This is a genomic window from Isoptericola sp. NPDC057191 (assembly GCF_042670225.1).
Classification (GTDB): Bacteria; Actinomycetota; Actinomycetes; order Actinomycetales; family Cellulomonadaceae; genus Isoptericola.
On sequence record NZ_JBHUWC010000021.1, the window covers coordinates 14,559 to 34,618 of the forward strand.

At 73.6% G+C, this 20,060-nt stretch carries 15 protein-coding genes and 1 pseudogene; 6 read left to right on the forward strand and 10 right to left on the reverse strand.

Annotation, left to right across the window (positions count from 1 at the left end):
• Positions 1-507 precede the first annotated feature (507 nt).
• Positions 508-2,826: a M28 family peptidase gene (locus ACFT55_RS05355; protein ID WP_380242308.1), complete on the reverse strand. Its 2,319-nt coding sequence runs from the start codon at positions 2,824-2,826 to the stop codon at positions 508-510.
• A 105-nt stretch (positions 2,827-2,931) separates the two neighbouring features.
• On the opposite strand from ACFT55_RS05355, the gene ACFT55_RS05360 reads away from it, so the two are divergent.
• From ACFT55_RS05360 to ACFT55_RS05375, 4 genes and pseudogenes are all read left to right on the forward strand, one after another.
• Positions 2,932-3,975 (forward strand): alcohol dehydrogenase catalytic domain-containing protein, encoded by a 1,044-nt coding sequence (locus ACFT55_RS05360; protein ID WP_380242310.1) that lies wholly within the window; start codon positions 2,932-2,934, stop codon positions 3,973-3,975.
• A gap of 363 nt (positions 3,976-4,338) precedes the next feature.
• On the forward strand, positions 4,339-5,535 hold the full coding sequence (gene corA / locus ACFT55_RS05365; RefSeq protein WP_380242312.1) for a magnesium/cobalt transporter CorA: 1,197 nt from the start codon (positions 4,339-4,341) through the stop codon (positions 5,533-5,535).
• Between the two features lie 164 nt (positions 5,536-5,699).
• Positions 5,700-6,539: pseudogene (locus tag ACFT55_RS05370) on the forward strand (AI-2E family transporter); the annotation flags it as partial.
• Positions 6,540-6,785: 246 nt separating this feature from the next.
• A complete protein-coding gene (locus tag ACFT55_RS05375; RefSeq protein ID WP_380242337.1) occupies positions 6,786-7,247 on the forward strand; it encodes a YbaK/EbsC family protein in 462 nt (153 codons plus the stop codon).
• Between the two features lie 6 nt (positions 7,248-7,253).
• Here ACFT55_RS05375 and ACFT55_RS05380 read toward each other — a convergent pair whose 3' ends face one another.
• Entirely contained in the window at positions 7,254-7,730 is a 477-nt protein-coding gene (locus ACFT55_RS05380; RefSeq protein ID WP_380242314.1) for a TIGR03667 family PPOX class F420-dependent oxidoreductase, read from the reverse strand.
• 86 nt (positions 7,731-7,816) lie between these two features.
• Here ACFT55_RS05380 and ACFT55_RS05385 point away from each other — a divergent pair, with 86 nt between their 5' ends.
• Complete coding sequence (locus tag ACFT55_RS05385) at positions 7,817-8,182, forward strand: VOC family protein (protein WP_380242316.1); 366 nt, start codon at positions 7,817-7,819, stop codon at positions 8,180-8,182.
• A 20-nt stretch (positions 8,183-8,202) separates the two neighbouring features.
• Here the strand turns inward: ACFT55_RS05385 and ACFT55_RS05390 are convergent, their stop codons facing one another.
• The 8 genes from ACFT55_RS05390 to ACFT55_RS05425 form a co-directional block, all read right to left on the reverse strand.
• Entirely contained in the window at positions 8,203-8,613 is a 411-nt protein-coding gene (locus tag ACFT55_RS05390) for a hypothetical protein (protein WP_380242318.1), read from the reverse strand.
• Positions 8,614-8,660: 47 nt separating this feature from the next.
• Entirely contained in the window at positions 8,661-9,473 is an 813-nt protein-coding gene (gene cofE / locus ACFT55_RS05395; RefSeq protein ID WP_380242320.1) for a coenzyme F420-0:L-glutamate ligase, read from the reverse strand.
• Positions 9,470-10,474, reverse strand: a complete 1,005-nt coding sequence (locus tag ACFT55_RS05400; protein WP_380242323.1) for a TIGR03557 family F420-dependent LLM class oxidoreductase — start codon at positions 10,472-10,474, stop codon at positions 9,470-9,472. Before ACFT55_RS05400 ends, cofE begins: the two co-directional genes overlap by 4 nt.
• A 71-nt stretch (positions 10,475-10,545) precedes the next feature.
• Complete coding sequence (locus tag ACFT55_RS05405; protein ID WP_380242325.1) at positions 10,546-11,496, reverse strand: GNAT family N-acetyltransferase; 951 nt, start codon at positions 11,494-11,496, stop codon at positions 10,546-10,548.
• 39 nt (positions 11,497-11,535) lie between these two features.
• Entirely contained in the window at positions 11,536-13,224 is a 1,689-nt protein-coding gene (locus tag ACFT55_RS05410; RefSeq protein ID WP_380242327.1) for a dipeptide ABC transporter ATP-binding protein, read from the reverse strand.
• Positions 13,221-14,909 carry an ABC transporter substrate-binding protein gene (locus tag ACFT55_RS05415; protein WP_380242329.1) on the reverse strand — a complete coding sequence of 563 codons (1,689 nt, stop codon included), beginning with the start codon at positions 14,907-14,909 and terminating at the stop codon, positions 13,221-13,223. The genes ACFT55_RS05410 and ACFT55_RS05415 overlap by 4 nt, the downstream gene beginning before the upstream one ends.
• An 81-nt stretch (positions 14,910-14,990) precedes the next feature.
• Positions 14,991-15,983, reverse strand: a complete 993-nt coding sequence (locus ACFT55_RS05420) for an ABC transporter permease (protein WP_380242331.1) — start codon at positions 15,981-15,983, stop codon at positions 14,991-14,993.
• Positions 15,980-16,927 (reverse strand): ABC transporter permease, encoded by a 948-nt coding sequence (locus tag ACFT55_RS05425; RefSeq protein ID WP_380242333.1) that lies wholly within the window; start codon positions 16,925-16,927, stop codon positions 15,980-15,982. Before ACFT55_RS05425 ends, ACFT55_RS05420 begins: the two co-directional genes overlap by 4 nt.
• Positions 16,928-17,194: 267 nt before the next feature.
• On the opposite strand from ACFT55_RS05425, the gene valS reads away from it, so the two are divergent.
• Positions 17,195-19,981, forward strand: a complete 2,787-nt coding sequence (valS, locus tag ACFT55_RS05430) for a valine--tRNA ligase (RefSeq protein WP_380242335.1) — start codon at positions 17,195-17,197, stop codon at positions 19,979-19,981.
• Positions 19,982-20,060 lie beyond the last annotated feature (79 nt).

Sequence of the window (20,060 nt, forward strand, 5' to 3'; positions counted from 1 at the left end):
TATGGATCGTAATCCGCGTCGTTGCGGCGACCCCGCGCGTCCTTCAACTTGTTAACCCATTGATCGCTATCGATAAAGTCTCTTGGCGTGTGCACGGGGAGTTGACTATGCGATTCATGGTCGTCGCCCATCTTTGAGAAATAGACTACAGCACGCATTCCGTGATACATGGCGTAGTAGTATCGGCTGGTCGCACTCCTAAACTCTGGTGGGCGAAGCCTCATTAGCCGATCACCAGCCCTGCAAAACCCGCGCGCGAGATCTATCCGGTCCTGACACACCTGATGAACGACCTTGTCGACACTGCTTCCAGTGTCAGACAGTAGCGAGGTGCCAAGACGAAGAAAAGAAATCTCACTTGCTTTGGCTTTGCTTATGCGCAGGTACCTCCGCTCATCCGTGTTTAGCCCCACTAGCGACCCTCTCCCTTCGCGGCCTACGGACAAGGTACATGGACGCTTCACGGTCCGCCCCATGCGCCAGCGGAGTGTGCTCCGTCCACCGTCGTCAGAGCCGGACGGACGTCCCCACCAGCACCAGCTCGGACGTGTGCTCCCCGGCCACGCCCACGCCCGCGGGCCGCTCGACGAACCCGGGGAGCCCCTCGAGGCCGCCGCCGGCGGCGACGACGCGCAGGTCGAGCGGCTGGCCGGCCGGGACCGTGAGGACCACCTCGAACCCGTCCTCGCCGGGCGCGTAGAACCGGGTGTCGAGGACGCCGTCGTCGACGGGGACCTCGCGCCCGGCCACGGTCGCCGCCTCGACGCCCCGGGCGTTCAGCTGCACGTAGCGCAGGGCGTCGCTGGTGCCGATCTGCTCGCCCTTCCCCGGCGTGACCCGGAGGGTGAGCCGGCGCGCGTCGCCGTCCGGCACGGTGTCCGCCACCTCCACGACCGGTGCGGGGAGGTCGGCGGCCTCGGCGTCGCCGGCCCAGACCTCCTCGGCGAACATGGGGAACTTCTCGGACAGGTCGGTCTCGGTGCTCACGTAGTGCGAGGTCCAGTCGCTGGGCGTCGCCTCGTCCGAGACCCAGTGCGCGGTCCCCGTGTCGGCGTCCAACGCGTAGGCGAGGCGCGTGGGCTCGGGGTGCTCGGCGTCGAACGGGTCGACGACGAAGCCCACCGCCAGCGCCACGACGGCCACCGCGGCGCACGACCCCACCAGGCCGGCCGCGAGGCGGCGACCACGCGGCAGCAGCAGCGCGAGGACCGGCGTGAGGGCCAGGCCGAGCAGCGCCGCCACGACGGCCGGGGCGGCGCCCGTGGCCAGGCCCAGGGCCGGGAAGAACAGCAGCACGATCGGCACGAGGACGACCACGCCCACCGCCGCGCCGAGGGTCACCGCCACCCGACGGCCCACGGTGCCGCGCGCCACCGTGACGGCGACCAGGCCCGCGAGCGCGCCCGCGAGCGCCGGCAGCGCCGCGAGGTAGGAGCCGCCCGGCGTCACCGCGGCCAGCACGACGCCGAGGAGGGCGAGCCAGCCGAGCGCCCCGACGGCGAGCGCGGGGCCGCCCAGCGAGCGGCGCAGGCCGACAAACCACGCGGTGACCACGGTGGCGACGATGCCGAGCAGGGCGACGCGGAACCCCCACGGCCGCCACGGGTCGAGCATCTCGGCGTAGCCGGGCCGCACGAGCGTCATGACCCACCACAGCGCCATCGAGCCGGCGACGGCGCCGACGAGCGGCAGCAGCGCGGACACGAAGCCGAGCGCGAGGCGGCCTGCGCCGGTGCGCTCCCCGCGCACGTCGCCGCGGCGGGCCAGGACGACGGCCAGCGCGCCGACGGCGAGGACGGCCACGATCGCGAGGGGCCACACGAGCGACCCGGGGTAGCGCGCGAGCACGCGGCCGGGCACCGGGAAGTAGGTGGCGTCGTCGGCGGCGGGCTCGGCGAGCGCCGCGGCGTCGCCGTTCCCGAGCTCGCGGGCGAGGGCGAGGGCGTTCGACCCGTGGTGCTGCAGGCTCGCCAGCGACATCCGCTCGGGGGTGTCCTGCGGCGCGTGGTAGGTCGCGGAGCCGTCGATGTACGCGGAGTTCAGTCCCGTGAACCGGCCGGCGGGGTCGTCGAGGAACGGCGAGAAGTCCGTGTCGTTCGGCAGGATCCGGTAGACCTCGACGGCGAGCGAGCTGCCGACGGGGTACGGCACCTTCGCGTACGCGTCGACGAGGGCGGCGTTCCCGTCGGACGTCTCGAACATGATCGCCGGGCCCGAGGACCCGCGGGCCTCGACGTTGACCACGACGCCGCCGCCCGCGGCGCGGGGGTCGGCGTGCGCGAACGCCTCGGCCCCGCACAGGCACGCCTCCTCGGCGTCGGTGAACACGAGGACGACGTCGTTGCGCAGGGGTGCGCCGGCGCCGAGGGCGCGCGCCGTCTCCAGCAGGGTCGCCACGCCGGCGCCGTCGTCGTTGGCGCCGTGCGACACCTCGGCCGAGTCGTAGTGGGCGACGAGGAAGACGGGTCCCGTGGAGTCGGTGCCCTTGATCGTGGCGACGACGTTGGTCGTGGCGGCGACCCGGCTCTGGTCGCCCAGGCGCCCGGACATGCCGACGCCCTCGGTGACGTCCGGGTCGAGCCCGAGGTCCCGCAGGTCGGCCACGATCTGGTCGCGCACGGCGGCCGCGGCGGCCGTGCCGTGCGGGTGCACCTCGGTGCCGATCGCCTCGACGGTCGCGAACGCGCGCTCGGCGCTGAACTCGTCCGCGGCCGTGTCGGCGGCCCGCGGTGCCGGCGGCAGCACCGACCACACGGCGAGCGCCGCGAGGACGAGGAGGAACAGGGTGCACGCGAGCGACGTCGCCCACGACCGGGTCTGGATCACGCGCGCAACCTAGTCGTGCGCGGGGTCCGTGGCCCAATCGTGACCCGCGGCCGCGCCGGGGGGCGACCCTCCCGGGGGCGGTGCGGGGCGTGGTTGGATCGGCCGGTGCGCGCGATGACGTTCGACGAGTTCGGCGGGCCGGTCACGGTCCGCGAGGTGCCCGAGCCCGCCGCCCCGCCCGGCGGCGTCGTGGTGCGGGTGCACGCCAGCGGCCTGTGCCTCAGCGACTGGCACGCCTGGGCCGGGCACGACACCGACATCACGACGCTCCCCCACGTGCCTGGCCACGAGCTGGCCGGCGTCGTGGCCGCGGTGGGCGACGGGGTGACGCGCTGGCGGGTCGGCGACCGCGTCACCTCGCCGTTCGTGTGCGGCTGCGGGCGTTGCGACTGGTGCCGGTCCGGCCAGGCACAGGTGTGCCCGGACCAGACGCAGCCCGGGTTCACGCACGCCGGGTCGTTCGCGGAGCTCGTCGTGCTGCACGCCGCCGACACGAACCTCGTGGCCCTGCCCGACGGCGTCGACGACCCCACCGCCGCGGGGCTCGGGTGCCGGTTCGCGACGGCCTACCGCGCCGTCGTCGGGCGCGCCCAGGTCGGCGCCGGCGAGCAGGTGGTCGTCGTGGGGGCGGGCGGCGTGGGCCTGAGCGCCGTGATGGTGGCCGCCGCGCTCGGCGCGCACGTGGTCGCCGTCGACCGTCACGACGGTGCCCTGGAGGCTGCGCGCCGGGCCGGCGCCGCGCACACCGTGCTCGCCGGCGACGGCGTGGACGTGCCCGCCGCCGTCCACGCCCTCACCGGCGGCTGTCACGTGAGCGTCGACGCCGTCGGCAGCGAGCGCACCTGCGCGGACGCGATCGGCAGCCTGCGGCGGCGCGGCCGGCACGTCCAGGTCGGGCTGCTGCCGCCGGTCGACGGGCACCCGCGGGTGCCGATGTCCCGCGTGATCGGCTGGGAGCTCGACGTGCTCGGCAGCCACGGCATGGCGGCGGTCGACTACCCGGAGATGCTGGCACGCGTCGCGGACGGCACCCTGCGGCCCGGCGACCTCGTCGACCGCGTCGTCGGCCTCGAGGAGGGTGCCCGGCTCCTGCCCGGGCTGCGGGACGACCCGCGCACCGGGATGGTGCTGGTCGACCCGCACCGCTGATCGGGCCGCCGGGGACGACGTCGCGGAGATCACCCCGCCCGGGCGCCGGGGTCGTGGCCGGAGCGTTCCGGCGCGGATATGCTGGGCGGCGGCCTGAGCAGCAGCAGCGGCGGACGCCGCACACGACGAGGGAGGTGCACGCACATGACCCGTAGCGAGCCTCCCAGTAGTCCGAGCCGCGACTGACGGCTCCCCCGCCCGGCACGTCCGGGCGGCCGCGACGCGCGCAGACACCGCGTCGCACCATCGCACGCCACCCGTCCGAGGCCCTGGCCCGGACCTGACGCGGGCGCTCCCTGCCGAGCCGCAGTCGCGGGACCGACGTACGTCCGCCTCGTCCCTTGCACGCCCTCGGAGTCCGCCATGTCCGTCACCCCTGCCCTCACCAGCGGCGCCCGCACGGTCCGCACCCGCCCCTTGCTCGGCGCCCTGCGCCCCCGCCGCGCCAACCCCGCCAGCGGGGCCGGCGGTCGCCTCGGGCGCGACGCCGACCGCGCCGACGCCGACCGCCTGGACCGGCGCGACCTGCCCGGCCGGTCGTCGATCGTCGAGGCCGCGCTCTACGACGCCGACGGGCGCCGGGTCGCCAGCTTCACCCGCCTCGCCGAGGTGTTCCGCGAGCTGCGCTCCCGCCCCGGCGGGATGGCGTGGATCGGCCTGGAGCGGCCCGACGAGACCGAGCTGGCCCAGCTGGCGCGCGAGTTCGACCTGCACCCGCTCGCCGTCGAGGACGCGATCGTGGCGCACCAGCGGCCCAAGATCGAGCGTTACGGCGAGACGCTGTTCGTCGTGCTGCACGCGGCCCGGTACGTCGACGCGACCGAGTCGGTCGAGTTCTCCGAGCTGCACGTGTTCGTCGGCCCCGACTTCGTCGTCACGGTGCGCCACGGGGCGTGCCCCGACCTCGCGGCCGTGCGCACCCACCTCGAGGCGCACCCCGCCATGCTCGCCCGCGGCCCGGAGTCGGTGCTGTACGCGATCGTGGACCGCGTCGTCGACGACTACGCCCCCGTGGTCGCGGGCCTGGACGCCGACATCGACGAGATCGAGTCGGAGGTGTTCGGCGGGGACGCGTCGGTGTCGCGACGCATCTACGAGCTGTCCCGCGAGGTCGTCGAGTTCCAGCGGGCCGTGCGCCCGCTGCAGCGCGTGTGCGCCTCGCTCGCCAAGGGCGCGGAGAAGTACGGCGTCACCGAGGAGATGCAGGCCTACCTGCGCGACGTCGCCGACCACCTCACCGAGGTCGCCGACCGGGTCGAGTCGTTCCGCGCCGCGCTGCGCGACATCCTCACCGTGAACGCCACCCTCGTGGCCCAGCGGCAGAACGAGGAGATGACCCATCTCACCGAGGTGAGCATCCGCCAGGGCGAGGAGGTCAAGAAGATCTCCGGCTGGGCCGCCATCCTGTTCGCCCCGACGCTGGTCGGCACCGTCTACGGGATGAACTTCGACATCATGCCGGAGACGCACTGGTCGTGGGGATACCCCGCGGCCCTCGTCGCGATGCTGGGCGTGAGCGTGGCGCTGTTCGCGGTGTTCCGCGGCAAGCGATGGATCTGACAGGCGTGCCCGGGCCCGCGTTCCGCGGCGGCTGTCGTTAGGGTCACGGGGTGACCTCGACCCCGGCGACCGTTCCCGGCACCCCGACCACCGACCACGACGGCCTCAACCCCGCGACCAGCACGCTGCTGTCCCTGGGGGCCGCCGTCCTGGTGCTGGCGGGCATGTACTGGGCGCGGGACGTCCTGGCCCCGGTCTTCCTCGCCGCGGTGATCGTCATCATCTGCCACCCGGTGCGGCGCCCGCTCGAGGCGCGCGGCTGGCCGCGCTGGCTCGCGACGACGGCCGTCATCGTCGTCGCGTACCTGATCCTCGCGGCACTGATCGCGATGCTCGTGTTCGCCGGGTTCCAGTTCGGCGGCCTGGTGCAGGACTACCTGTCCGAGCTGCAGCAGTCCGTCGACGACGTCGCGGCCCAGCTCTCCGCCCTCGGGCTCGACGCCCAGATGGCCGACGCCGCCACGTCGTTCCTCGAGCCGTCGCGCGTGCTCGCCGTGGCGGGGAGCGTGGGCAGCATCGCCCTGTCGATCGGGACGGCGCTCTTCTTCGTCCTGGCGTACGCGATCTTCATGGCCGCCGACGCCGCCCGCTACTCCACGGCGTCCCGCGTGTTCGGCGCGACCCACGGCGCGCAGATCGCCCGCGCCACCCGGTTCAGCTCCGGGGTGCGGCGCTACTTCGTGGTGAACGCGACCTTCGGCGCGGTCGTCGCCGTCGTGGACGGCTTCGCGCTCGCGCTGCTCGGCGTCCCCGCACCCGTCGTGTGGGCGATCCTCGCGTTCGTCACCAACTTCATCCCGAACATCGGCTTCGTGCTGGGCCTCATCCCGCCCGTCATCATGGCGTTCGTCGTCGGCGGCTGGCCGCTGGCACTCGCCGTCGCGGCGGTCTACTGCGTGGTCAACGTGGTGCTGCAGGTGCTGGTGCAGCCGAAGTTCGTCTCCGACGCGGTGAGCCTGAGCCTCACCCTCAGCTTCGTGTCCGTCGTCTTCTGGACGTTCGTCATCGGCCCGCTGGGCGCCATCCTCGCCATCCCGCTGACCCTCCTGGTCCGGGCGCTCGTCCTCGAGGGGGACCGCCGCACCGTCTGGCTGCGCTGGCTCTCCGGCGACGACGTGACGGCTGCCGACGAGCTCCCCGCAGCGCCGGAGCCCGCGCTCGCCGTCGCCCCTGCTGCCCCCTCGCCCGCTGCCGACACCCGCACCGACGACGCGTCCCGTCCCGCGCCGTCCCACCCCGCCGTCGACCGGGTGCGCGCCGCCCTTCGCGCTGCGGGCGCGGACGGCGAGGTGCGCTGGCTCGACGACCACGCGACGACGGCCGCCCGTGCGGCAGAGGCGCTGGGCGTGCCGGTCGGCGCGATCGCGAACTCGCTGGTCTTCACGCTCGACAGCGTGCCCGTCCTCGTCCTGACCAGCGGCGCGCACCGCGTGGACACCGACTTCCTGGGGTCGCGGCTCGGGGGCCGCCTGGCCCGCGCCGACAAGGACACCGTGCGCGAGGCCACCGGTCAGGTGATCGGTGGCGTCGCACCCGTGGGCCATCCCGCCCCCGTGCGCACGCTCGTCGACGTGGACCTGCGCGGACACGAGGTGGTGTGGGCGGCGGCCGGCCACGCCAAGACCGTGTTCCCCACCTCGTTCGACGAGCTGGTGCGCATCACGGGCGGGACGCCGACGACGGTCGTGCCGCCCGCGGAGCAGGGGTTGTAAGCACCTTCACCAGCCGCGCAGGCGGTCGGGCACCACGCGCAGCAGGACGCCGTAGTCCGCCCGGAACTCTCCCGGCGTCGTGCCGAGGCGACGGACCGGACCGGCGTACCTCGCGTCGAACGCGGCCGCCTCGTCGGCCGACAGGCCGCCGTCGTCGACGGTGGCGTGCCCGAGCAGCACGACGACGTCGTCGCCCACCTCGTCCGTGCCGAAGTGCAGCGCCACCCGCGGGGAGCGGCGCACGTTGCGCAGCTTCGCGGTGCCAGGCCGGGACAGCAGGACGATCTCGCCGACCCCCGCGCCGTCGGGGCGCCAGAGGAACCACACCGGCGTGGGCTGCGGCGTCCCCGCGGCGTCCACGGTGGTGAGCCAGACCACCTCCTCCGTGCGCAGCCGCTCCGCCGTCCGCCGACCGTGGGGCGTGGACAGGTCGACGGGCGCCGGGTTCGGGGTCGGCGCGGGTGGCGTGGGAGACGTCGTCATGGCAGCAGGGTCGCAGGTACGCCGACGCGTGCCTAGCGTGGGAGCGGGGCGACCTCCGCCCCGGCGACCCACGAAGGAGCACGACGATGGCTCACGGCGACATCACGCACATCGACATCCCCGTGGCGGACCAGGAGCGGGCCAAGGGCTTCTACTCCGGCCTGTTCGGGTGGGAGATCCAGGCACCGCCCGGCTTCGAGGACTACCCGATGTGGCGTGCCCCCAACCAGATCAGCGGCGGCGGCCTCGCGCCCCGCAGCGACGGGTTCGACCAGCCTCGCAGCTATGTCGAGGTGGACTCCATCGACGACGCCCTCGCGAAGGCGGCCGAGCTGGGCGGCACGGTGCTCATGGAGAAGTCGGAGATCAGCCCGACCAGCTGGTGGGCCGTGCTGCAGGACCCGGACGGGAACCGGATCGGCCTCTACGAGGGCACCACGGACGCCGGCTGAGCCGCCTGGCAGGTCGCCGTTCAGCCGGCGAACAGGACGCGGCCGTCGGGGTCGCCCTCGCGGCGGGGGCGTAGCGCGTCCGGCGCCGGCCAGGGCAGCTCGAACCGCTCCACGGTCGCGTCGATGGCACCGAAGTCGTCGGTCTGGACCACCACGCGGTCGGGCGTGACCTCGACGAGCCGCACCCGCAGCGGGTCGGCCCCGTCACGTTCGAGCGCCCACACCTCCGCCATCCACGCCAGGCCGGTCGCCTCGAGCGCCTCCTCGGCGGCGGTCCAGTCGAGCGGCCCGCTCACGTCCCGGCCGAGCAAGGACACCGCCACCCAGTCGTCGCCGTCGGGACGCAACCACCCCAGCGCCTCGCGGTCGTCGGGGCGACGGTGCTCGATCCAGTCGCCAGGGACGCCGGTGGGGCTCTCGAGGGCAGGCATGCGGGCACCGTAGGCGACCAGGCCCGGCCGGTGCGAGCGGAATCTCCCTAGCCGGCGTCGCCGGCAGCGCTCGCGCGACCGGCGGCGACGCCTCGCGCGTAGGCTTCGGCGCTGCCCTCCCGGAAGAGGTCGTCGGCGCTGGGCCGCACCAGGGAGCGGGCCCCAGGCCCGTCCGCGTCGGCCCCCTCCCCCGGGCGCACGTGCCGCGCGAGGCCGCGCACCACGGCCACCGGGCGGCCGTCCGCCTTGCCGCGCACCAGCTCGGAGGCGGCCGCCACCTCGTCCGCGACGGCTGTCACCGTCACCGACAGCGGCCGGCCGTGCGTGTCCACGCCGCCGCGCAGGTCGTCGACGACGTCGACCCCGGCCGCGCCGATCGCGATGTCGGTGAGACCGTCCCGCCAGGGTCGGCCCGCGGTGTCGGTGACGACCACGCCCAGCCGGTCCAGACCGAACCGTGCGCGCAGGGCGGTCCGCAGCGCACGGGCCGAGGCGTCCGGGTCCTCGGGGAGCAGCAGCACCGTCCCCTCCGGCGTGTTCGAGGCGTCGACCCCGGCAGCGGCCATGACCAGGCCCAGCCGGTTCTCCACGATGCGCAGCGGCGCCGCACCGCCGGGCCGCTCGCGTGTCGCGACCACGCGCACCGTCTCGTCGGTGATCGCCTGCTCGCGGTCGGCGGCGCGCACCACGCGTCCCTCCGCCTTGGAGACGATCTTCGACGTCACGACGACGACGTCACCCTCCACGAGGGCGTCGGCACCGGTGGCGTCCAGCAGGTCGCCGACCAGCCTGGCGAGGTCGTCCCCGGGACGGACCTCCGGCAGGCCGGGCGGGGCCCACGCGGACAGCCGCGCGGTCACCGCGCGAGCTTCGGGAGCACCTCGCGGCCGAAGACCTCGATCCACTCCTTCTGGTTGCGGCCCACGTTGTGCAGGTAGATGCGGTCGAAGCCGAGGTCCACGTACTTCTGGATGGCGGCGCGGTGCTCGTCCGGGTCGGCGCTGATCACCATGCGGCCCTCGAAGTCCTCCGGGCGCACCAGCTTCGCCATCTGCGCGAAGTCGTGCGGCGAGCGGATGTCGGCCTTCGGGAACTTCATGCCGCCGTTGGGCCACTCCGTCATGGCGTTGGCGAGCGCCTCCTCGTCCGTGGCGGCCCACGACATGTGTACCTGCAGCACCTTCGGCATGCCCTCCGGGTCCCGGCCCGACTCGCGCACACCGTCGTCGAACTTGCCGAACAGCATCTCGATCTTCTCCAGCGGCGCCCCGACGGTGATGAGACCGTCGGCGTGCTTGCCGGCGCGCTTGGCGGTGATCGGACCGGCCGTGGCCACCAGGATCTCCGGGGGCACCTCCGGCATGGTCCACAGCCGCGTGGACTCCATCTTGTAGTACTGCCCGGAGTGCTTGACGTCCTTGCCGTCGATCCCCGACGCGAACAGCTTCTTGATGATGTCGATGGCCTCGAACATGCGGTTGATCCGCTCCGGGGCCTCGGGCCAGTAGCCCGCCACGACGTGCTCGTTCAGCGCCTCGCCCGACCCCAGGCCCAGCCAGTGCCGGCCGGGGTACATCGCGGCGAGCGTCGCCGACGCCTGCGCCACCATCGCCGGGTGCCAGCGGAAGGTCGGGGCCGTGACGCCGGGGCCGAGGTCGCCGCGGGTGCGCTCGCCCAGGGCCGTGAGGACGTTCCACACGAAGGCGGCCTCGCCCTGCTGCGGCACCCAGGGCTGGAAGTGGTCGGCCGCCATGACGCCGGAGAAGCCGTGCTCCTCCGCGTAGGCCGAGTACTCGACCACGTCGGTGGGGTGGAACTGCTCGAGCATCGCGGCATAGCCGATGGTGAGACCAGAAGGCATGTCCCGACCCTATCCCCGCCCACCGACCAGGTACGTGGTACCGGCCCGATCCGGGCCGCGCGACCCGGCGGTCACGCCAGGTGCTTGGCGAAGAAGTGCTCGGCGTAGGGGTTGTCGTTGTAGCGCGCGATGCGTCGGTAGCCGGCCCGCTCGTACATCGCGACCGCCTCGGTGAGCGTCCCGTTGGTGTCGAGCCGCACCTCGTGATGGCCGAGGTCGCGGCTCACCCCCTCCAGGTGGCGCAGCAGGCGGGACCCGAGGCCAGCCCCGCGCCAGCCGGGGTGCACCCACATCCGCTTGACCTCGCCCACGCCCCCGTCCGCCCCTCGTGCTGCCGCACCGGACAGGGTGCGCACACCGCCGCAGGCCACCGGCTCGCCGTCGCTCGTGGCCACGACGAACGCGCCGGACGGCGGGGCGAGGCTCGCGGCGTCCGGGTCGGCCGCGCTCGCGGCCGGGCCCGGGTCGAACCCGCCCGGGAACCGCTCGTCGAGCTCGGCCACGTACGCCGCCACCGCCGTGCGCGCGGGGTCCGACGCCGGGTCCACGCGCTCGATAGCGACGGTCGCGGCCCGCACCAGCAGGTCCGCCTCGGTCAGCGCCGCCGCGAGCCGGGCCCGTTGGCGCGGCGTGAGAGGCGCCACGAGGTCGCGGGCACGGTCGACGGACCGGCGCTCCAGGTCGTCCCAGGCGCGCCGGCCCGCGGGCGTGAGGTCCACACGCCGCCGTCGCCGGTCGTCCGCGTCGGGCACGACCGCGACGAGGCCGTCGGACTCGAGCCGCCGCAGCAGGCGGCTGAGGTAACCGGAGTCCAGCCCGAGACGGGCGCGCAGGTCGCGCGTGGTGCCGGGCTCGGTGCCGACCTCGAACAGCAGCCGCGCCGTGCCCAGCGGCAGCCCGGTGCCCAGGAACGAGTCCTCGAGCGCACCGACCCGCTGGGTGTAGCTCCGGTTGAACCGGCGCACGACGGCCACCTGCCCGTCCACGCCGTCCGGCGCGGCGCCCCCCTGCACGTCTCCCATGTCTCTGACTCTAGTCAGAGAATCGGGGGCGGGACAGGGTCAGGCGCCTGCCCGCTCCCGCCGCCGGCGCTCCTGGAGGTCCGGGTCCGCGACCGGCGCGGCCCCGACGAGCCTGCGGGTGTACTCCTCCTGCGGCGCGCCCAGCACGCGCGCCGTCGGACCGGTCTCGACGATGCGGCCCGCCTGCATGACGGCGACCCGGTCGCTCACCCGCTCCACCACGGCCAGGTTGTGCGACACGAACAGGCACGCGAACCCGAGGCGCGACTGGAGCTCGGCGAAGACCTCGAGCACGCGGGCCTGCACCGAGACGTCGAGCGCGCTCGTCGGCTCGTCGGCCACCAGCACGGCGGGGTCGAGGGCCACCGCGCGGGCGATGGCGACACGCTGGCGCTGCCCGCCGGAGAGCTCGTGCGGGTAGCGCACGGCGTGCTCCGCGCCAAGACCCACCATGTCGAGGAGCTCCAGCACCCGGGCGCGGTTCTCCGCCTCGCTCCCGGTGCGGTGCAGCCGCAGCGGCTCGGCCACGCAGGCCCCCACCGACCAGCGCGGGTTGAGGGTCGAGGCCGGGTCCTGGAACACGATCCCCGTGCGGCGGCGCACGGCGCGCAGGTCGGCCCGTCGCGCACCGGCCAGCTCGAGGCCGTCCACCACGACCCGCCCCCGGTCGGGGACCAGCAGCCCGGAGACCACCTGGCCCAGCGTGGACTTGCCCGAGCCCGACTCCCCCACCAGGCCGAGGACCTCGCCCGCGGCGATCCGCAGGCTCACGCCGTCCGCCGCGCGCACGGGGGCACGGCGGCGGCCGCCGGGGTACACGACGTCGACGTCCTCGAGCACGACGACGTCCGCCGTCGCACCGTGCGCGGGCGTCGTGGGTGTCGCAGGCGTCGCGGCCGCACGGACCGTGGCGGGCTCCTGCGCGAGCCGCCCCAGGTGCGGGACGGCGTCGAGCAGGGTCCGGGTGTACTCCTGGCGGGGCGCGGCGAACAGCTCGCGCACCGGCGCCTGCTCGACCACCCGCCCGTCGCGCATCACCACGACGTCGTCCGCGAGGTCCGCGACCACGCCCATGTCGTGGGTGATGAGCAGCACCGCCGTCCCGCGGGTGTCGCGCAGCCGCCGCAGCAGGTCGAGGATGTCGGCCTGCACCGTGACGTCGAGCGCCGTGGTCGGCTCGTCCGCGACGATCGCGACCGGGTCCTGCGAGAGCGCCATCGCGATGAGGGCGCGCTGCAGCTGCCCGCCCGACAGCTGGTGCGGGTAGGACCGCGCGATCCGCTCCGGCTCGGACAGGCCGGCCTCCCGCAGGAGCCCCAGCACGCGTTCGCGCGCGGCAGCGTGGGGCACGCGGGCGTGCGCCCCCACGGCCTCCGCCACCTGGTCGCCGACCGTGAGCACGGGGTTCCAGGCGCTCATCGGCTCCTGCGAGACCAGGGAGAACACGGCACCGCGCACCGCCCGGAACTCCTCCGGGCTCGCGCCGACCAGCTCGGCGCCGGCGTACCGGATGCTGCCCGTCACGGTGGCGCTCGACGGCAGGAGACCGAGCACCGCCATCGCGGAGACCGACTTCCCGGAACCGGACTCCCCCACCAGCGCCGTCACCTGACCGGGGTGCAGGGCCCAGGACGACCCGTCGACCGCGGCGGCGCCGGCGTCCTCGAACACGACGGACAGCCCCTCCACCTGCAGGAGGGGCTGCCCGTCGCGCGTGTCGGTGCTCACTGGGCCAGCGAGACCTTGAGGTAGTTCGGGTAGGCCGGGAAGTCCGGGATCTCGAAGTTCTGCACCTTGGAACCGTGCAGGAAGGAGTTCTTCGTGTAGATCAGCGGGACCACCGGGGCGTCCTCGAGGATCGCCTTGTCGGCCTGGGCCCAGATGCCGGCCGCGGCGTCGGCGTCGGTCTCCGCGGTGGCCTGCTCGATCAGCGCGTCCACGTCCTCGTTCGAGTAGCGCGACAGGTTGTACCCGCCGTTGCCGATCTGGGACGTGGCGAACAGCGGCTGGATGTTGCCGTTCGCGCTGGGGAAGTCCGGCTGCCACGACGAGAGCGTCAGGTCGTAGCCCGACCCGTCGCCCTGGGTGACCGTCTGGGTCCACACCTCCGACGCCTGCGGCACGATCTTCACCGTGAGCCCGGCCTTCTCCAGGCCCTGCTGGACCGCCTGCGCCTGGGCCCGCGAGGTCGGGTCGTCCTGGACGACGAGTCGCAGGGTGCGGTCCTTCCAGCCGGCGTCCGCCAGCAGGCCCTTGGCCTTGTCCGCGTCGCCGGAGGGGTCCGCCGGGTACAGGTCGAAGTCCTCGCGGCCCGGGATCCCCGGGGTGATCAGCGTGGTGGCGATGTCCCCGGCGATCGCACCACCGGAGGCCACGAGGAACGCCTGCTTGTCGACGGCGTACTCGATCGCCTCGCGCACCTTCGCGTCGTCCAGGCCGTCCGCCTGGGTGTTGATCGCGAGGTACGCCAGCGCGCCCGGGCCCGAGGTGACGAGGCGCTCCTTGGCGGCGGCGTCGTTCTGGACCTGGGCGAGCTGAGCGGCGGGGACGAAGGTCGCGCCGAACGCGTCCTGGTCGTCGCCGGCGTCGGCGATGAGGCGCTGCGCCACGACGGTCTCGTCCTGGCCCAGCTCGAACACGATCGAGTCGGGGCCGGCGGTCCGGACGTCGTCCGTCGCCGCGTCCCAGCTCTTGTTGCGCTCGAGGGTGACCGAGGTCCCCTCCTTCGTCTCGGCGACCGTGTACGGGCCGGTCGCGACCGGCTTCGTGGCGTACGTCGAGACGTCGTCCTTCGCCTCGGGCACCGCCCCGAAGGCCGGCATCGACACGATCCACGGCCAGTCGCCGTAGGCGCTGTCCAGGTGGAAGACGATCGTCTTCTCGTCGGGCGTCTCGATCGAGTCGAGCTCCTTGCCGTCGTACGGCCCGGTGTAGTCGTCGCCGCCCACCAGCAGGCTCTTGTGGTAGCTCAGGCCACCCGACAGCTCCGGGGCGAACGAGCGCTCCACCGAGTACTTGACGTCCTGGGCGGTGATCGGCGTGCCGTCCTCGAACGTCACGCCGTCCTTCAGCGTGAAGGTCCAGGTCTTGCCGTCGTCGGAGGCGGTGCCGGTGTCCGTGGCGAGGTCGGGCACCACCTCGGTGCTGCCGTCGGGGTTGGTCTGCCACGCCGTGAGGCGGCGCTCGACGAGCCCGAGCGTGGTGATGGCGAGGTTCTGGCTGGTCGCCGGGTCCCAGTTCACGGAGGGCGCCGACGTGAGGATGTGCAGCGTGCCGCCCTTCTGGACGGCGGTCGGGCTGCCGGTCGTGCTGTCGTCCTGCTCGTTCGCGCCGCACGCGGTGAGCACGAGCGCGAGCGCGGCGACGGCGGAGACGGCGCCGACGGTGCGTCGGCGGGCGAGGTTGCGGGTCATGGTCTCTCAGGGCCTCTCGGGGAGTTCGTCAGGGTCGGGGCGGCGCGACGCGGGGACATCGCCCGGCGTACGGCCGGGCGCTCATGCGCGCACCCGCGGGTCCATGACGCCGTACACGACGTCGACGAGCAGGTTCGCGACCACGATGAGGGCCGCGGAGAAGAACGTGACGCCCACCAGCAGCGGGACGTCCGTGTTGCCGACCGCGTCGAGCAGCAGCGCGCCCAGCCCCGCCATCGAGAACACCTTCTCGGTGATGACGGTGCCGCCGAGCAGCACGCCGAGGTCCAGGCCGAACAGCGTGACGACGGGCACCAGCACGTTGCGCAGCGCGTGCCGGGTCACGACGCGTCGTTCGGTGATCCCCTTGGCGCGCGCCGTGCGGACGTACTCCGACCCGAGCGCGTCGAGCATCTGGGCACGGGTGAGCCGGGCGTAGATCGCGGCCGAGAGGAACGCGAGCACGCACCACGGGAGCACCAGGTGCCAGGCCCAGTCCACGGGGCTGGTCGTGAACGGCACGTACCCGTTCACCGGCACCATGTCGAGCGTGAAGCCGAACAGGAGGATGCCGAGCAGCCCGACGAGGTAGCTGGGGGCCGAGACACCCGTGATCGCGGTGATCATGATGGCGCGGTCGACCGCCGTGCCACGGCGCACCGCGGCCACGACTCCCCCCGCCACCCCGGCGAGCAGCCACAGGACGGCCGCCCCGATCGCGATCGAGAAGGTGACCGGCAGCCGGCCGACGATGAGGTCGGTGACCGGCTGGCGCAGCACGAAGGAGTAGCCGAGGCACGGCGCCGGGCACGAGATCTGCGCGCCGGCCGAGCCGAACGTGCGGCCGGTGAAGATGCCCGTGACGAAGTTCCACCACTGCACGACGAAGTTCTGGTCCAGCCCCATGAACGCGCGTGCCGTCTCGAGCCGCTCCGGGGTGCACGGCCGCCCGCAGGCGAGCTGTGCTGGGTCGGCCGGCAGCAGGACGAAGACGGCATAGGTCAGCAGGGACACCGCGAGCAGCACGAAGACCATGCTCCCGACGCGGGTGCCGAGGAACCGCAGGGCGTTCACTTGCGGCCTCCGGAGCGCGGGTCGAGGGCGTCGCGCAGGCCGTCGCCGAACGCGTTGAACGCGAGCGTGATGCCGAACAGCGCGAGGCCGGGGAAGAGCAGGTAGATCGGGTCGGAGCTGATCCAGGTGACGGCTTCGCCGATGGAGCGGCCCCACGACGGCGTCGGAGGCGGGACGCCGACGCCCAGGAAGGACAGCGCGGCCTCGGCGCCGATGGCGCCCGGGATGCTGATGGTCGCGAAGACGACGACGGTCGCGGCGAGGTTCGGCAGCACCTGGCGGAACAGGACGTGCCCGTGGCCGGCGCCGAGCGCCTGGGAGGCCCGCACGAAACCGCGGGTGCGCAGCCCGAGGGCCTGTCCCCGCACGACGCGCGCCACGGACGACCAGCTGAAGAACCCGATGACGAGCACCAGCAGGAGGATCCGCGGGAAGGACTGCGGGGCGACGGCGCCGACGGCGATCATGAAGATCAGCGCGGGCAGGCCGAGCATCACGTCGACGCCGCGGCTGATCACCCAGTCGACCCAGCCGCCGAGGTAGCCGGCCAGGAGCCCGAGGACGGTGCCGATGAGCATGGAGATGACCGTGGCGCCGATGCCGACGAGCAACGAGGTGCGCGAGCCCATGAGCACGATCGCGAACAGGTCGCGCCCGGTGAGCGGCTCGACGCCGAACCAGTGCTCGGCACTGATGCCGCCGCCCCAGCCGGCTGGGGCGCCCGTCTCGTCGAGGGCGGCCAGGTCGTAGGTGTAGGGGTCGACGCCGAGCAGGTGGGTGATGAGCGGCGCGAGCAGGGCGAGCAGCACGTACAGGACCACGACCGCCGCGCCGGCGACGGCGAACCGGTCCCGGGCGAAGCGGCGCCAGAACGTGCGGCGCCCGGCAGCGGGCGCGGGCTGACCCTCGGGCACGACCAGCTCGTCGGCGTGGTCGAGCGTCATGGGTGCTCCTCGGGTGTCAGGCGGGCAGGGCGAAGCGGCGGCTGCTGCACCGACAACACATCGCCTGCATCTCGTCCTCCCGGGACGTCGAGCCGGTGCCGCGGGGGGCGACCGGACGATTCGAGGTGGCGCCCGTGGGGCACCGGCCGTCACGATACGACTGTTCCGGGGCCCGTCAGGACACCCGTCCACACTATGACACAGCCATCCATCACGTGAGATCTCGGTGCGCCGAGCGCCGCCGCAGATCTGGGAGAATGAGCGACCATGAGCGACTTCCCGACCCACGAGGCGCCGACCGCGCCCGCGCAGACCCCCGCAGCGACCCCGACCGCCGGCAACCGTGTTGCTCAGGTCGCCGGCGACGTCGTGCGCGCGGTGGTCCGGGAGGTACCCGACAAGGTCAGCCTGGACGGCCTGGAGCAGCGGTTCGACGAGCGCTGGTCGGCCGAGGGCACCTACGCCTTCGACCGGACCGCCACGCGCGAGCAGGTGTACTCCATCGACACCCCGCCGCCCACGGTCTCCGGGTCGCTGCACGTGGGCCACGTGTTCAGCTACACGCACACCGACACCGTCGCGCGCTTCTGGCGCATGCGCGGCAAGAAGGTCTTCTACCCGATGGGCTGGGACGACAACGGCCTGCCCACCGAGCGCCGCGTGCAGAACTACTTCGGCGTGCGCTGCGACCCCTCGCTCCCCTACGTCGAGGGCTTCGAGCCCCCGCACCAGGGCACCGACGGCAAGAACGTCAAGCCCGGTGACCAGGTGCCGGTCAGCCGGCGCAACTTCATCGAGCTGTGCGAGCGGCTCACCGCCGACGACGAGCGCCAGTTCGAGGAGCTGTGGCGCCGCCTCGGGCTCTCGGTCGACTGGGCCCAGAACTACCAGACGATCGACGCCACCTCCCGCGCCGCGTCCCAGCGCGCCTTCCTGCGCAACCTCGCACGCGGCGAGGCCTACCAGGCGGAGGCCCCCGGGCTGTGGGACGTGACGTTCCAGACCGCGGTGGCGCAGGCCGAGCTCGAGGCGCGCGAGTACCCGGGCTTCTACCACCGGGTCGCCTTCCACCGTCCCGACGGCGAGCCGATCCACATCGAGACCACCCGACCGGAGCTCATCCCCGCCGTGGTGGCGCTCATCGCCCACCCCGACGACGAGCGGTACCAGGGTCTCTTCGGCACCACCGTCACCTCCCCCCTCTTCGGCGTCGAGGTGCCGGTGCTGGCGCACCCGGCTGCCGCCATGGACAAGGGCGCCGGCATCGCCATGTGCTGCACCTTCGGCGACCTCACCGACGTCCAGTGGTGGCGCGAGCTGCAGCTGGCGACGCGCTCCGTCATCCAGCGCGACGGCCGCCTGTCCCGCGAGACCCCGGCCTGGATCGTCGGCGGCCCCGGCGAGACCCTGTACGCCGAGGAGCTCGCCGGCAAGACGGCCTTCTCCGCCCGCACCGCCGTCGTCGACGCGCTGCGCGCCTCGGGTGACCTCGACGGCGAGCCCACCGCCACGCAGCGCATGACGAACTTCTACGAGAAGGGCGACAAGCCCCTCGAGATCGTCACCTCGCGCCAGTGGTACATCCGCAACGGCGGCCGCGACTGGGAGGCCCGGGACCTCAAGGCCGAGCTGCTGACGCGCGGCAAGGAGCTGGAGTTCCACCCCGACTTCATGCGCGTGCGGTACGAGAACTGGGTGAACGGCCTGAACGGCGACTGGCTCATCTCCCGCCAGCGCTTCTTCGGCGTGGCCGTGCCGCTCTGGTACCCGGTGACCGACGCGGGCGAGGTCGACCACGACCACCCGATCGTGCCCACGGAGGCCGAGCTGCCCGTCGACCCGACGTCGCAGGCCCCCGCCGGCTACGACGAGTCCCAGCGCGGAACGCCCGGCGGCTTCGTCGGCGACGCCGACGTCATGGACACCTGGGCCACGTCGTCCCTGTCCCCGCTGATCGTGTCCGGGTGGGAGCGCGACGCCGACCTGTTCGAGCGCGTCTACCCGATGGACCTGCGCCCGCAGGGCCAGGACATCATCCGCACCTGGCTGTTCTCCTCGGTGGTGCGCTCCCACCTCGAGTGCGGCGTGCTGCCCTGGAAGCACGCGGCGATCAGCGGCTGGATCCTCGACCCGGACCGCAAGAAGATGTCGAAGTCGAAGGGCAACGTCGTCACGCCGATGGGCCTCCTCGAGGAGCACGGCGCCGACGCGGTCCGCTACTGGGCCGCCGCCGCGCGTCTCGGCACGGACGCCGCGTTCGAGGTCGGCCAGATGAAGATCGGGCGCCGCCTCGCGATCAAGGTGCTCAACGCCTCCAAGTTCGCGCTGACCTTCGGCGTCGACCCCGAGACCGGCGCCGGCGAGATCCTCCTCGACCCGGCGCGCGTCACGGTGCCCCTCGACCGCGCGATGCTCGCGGGCCTCGCGGGGGTCGTGGAGCAGGCGACGGCCGCGTTCGAGGCCTACGACCACACGCGCGCGCTCGAGGTCACCGAGACGTTCTTCTGGACCTTCTGCGACGACTACCTCGAGCTGGTCAAGGACCGTGCGTACGGGGCGGGCGCCGCGGCCACCGAGGTCACCGCCGAGACGGAGTCGGCCCGCACGGCTCTCGCCCTCGCGGTCGACACGCTGCTGCGGCTCCTGGCGCCGTTCCTGCCGTTCGCCACGGAGGAGGTCTGGTCGTGGTGGCGCTCGGGCTCGGTGCACCACGCCGCGTGGCCCGTCGCCGCGCCGCTGCGCGCCGCCGCGGGCGACGGCGACCCGGTGCAGCTCACGGCGGCCGGGCACGCCCTCGCGGCGCTGCGCAAGATCAAGTCGGAGGCCAAGGTCTCCATGCGCACGCCGATCCTCTCGGCGGCCATGGCGGTGCCGGCGCCGCTGCTCGACGGCGTCCGCTCCGCGATCGACGACGTCCGCGGTGCCGGACGAGCGACCGGCACCCTGGAGGTCGTCGAGGCGGCCGAGGGCCAGGGCAACCCCGACGTCCAGGGCGGCATCGTGGTGACGGCCTCCGAGCTCGGCGAGCCCCCGGCCCGCAAGCCGAAGGCCTGACCGACGCCGAGGTAGTTCGACCAGGGCCGAGGTAGTTCAACAAGAGCCGAGGTAGTTCGTGCGGGCCGCAGGATGGCGG

What these genes read in the sequence shown, in the direction of transcription:
- ACFT55_RS05405 (WP_380242325.1), bottom strand. Translation starts at nt 11,496, where the DNA reads ATGGGAGACGTGCAGGGGGGCGCCGCGCCGGACGGCGTGGACGGGCAG.
- ACFT55_RS05380 (WP_380242314.1), bottom strand. Translation starts at nt 7,730, where the DNA reads ATGACGACGTCTCCCACGCCACCCGCGCCGACCCCGAACCCGGCGCCC.
- ACFT55_RS05400 (WP_380242323.1), bottom strand. Translation starts at nt 10,474, where the DNA reads ATGCCTTCTGGTCTCACCATCGGCTATGCCGCGATGCTCGAGCAGTTC.
- corA (WP_380242312.1), top strand. Translation starts at nt 4,339, where the DNA reads ATGTCCGTCACCCCTGCCCTCACCAGCGGCGCCCGCACGGTCCGCACC.
- ACFT55_RS05425 (WP_380242333.1), bottom strand. Translation starts at nt 16,927, where the DNA reads ATGACGCTCGACCACGCCGACGAGCTGGTCGTGCCCGAGGGTCAGCCC.
- ACFT55_RS05385 (WP_380242316.1), top strand. Translation starts at nt 7,817, where the DNA reads ATGGCTCACGGCGACATCACGCACATCGACATCCCCGTGGCGGACCAG.
- valS (WP_380242335.1), top strand. Translation starts at nt 17,195, where the DNA reads ATGAGCGACTTCCCGACCCACGAGGCGCCGACCGCGCCCGCGCAGACC.
- ACFT55_RS05415 (WP_380242329.1), bottom strand. Translation starts at nt 14,909, where the DNA reads ATGACCCGCAACCTCGCCCGCCGACGCACCGTCGGCGCCGTCTCCGCC.
- ACFT55_RS05390 (WP_380242318.1), bottom strand. Translation starts at nt 8,613, where the DNA reads ATGCCTGCCCTCGAGAGCCCCACCGGCGTCCCTGGCGACTGGATCGAG.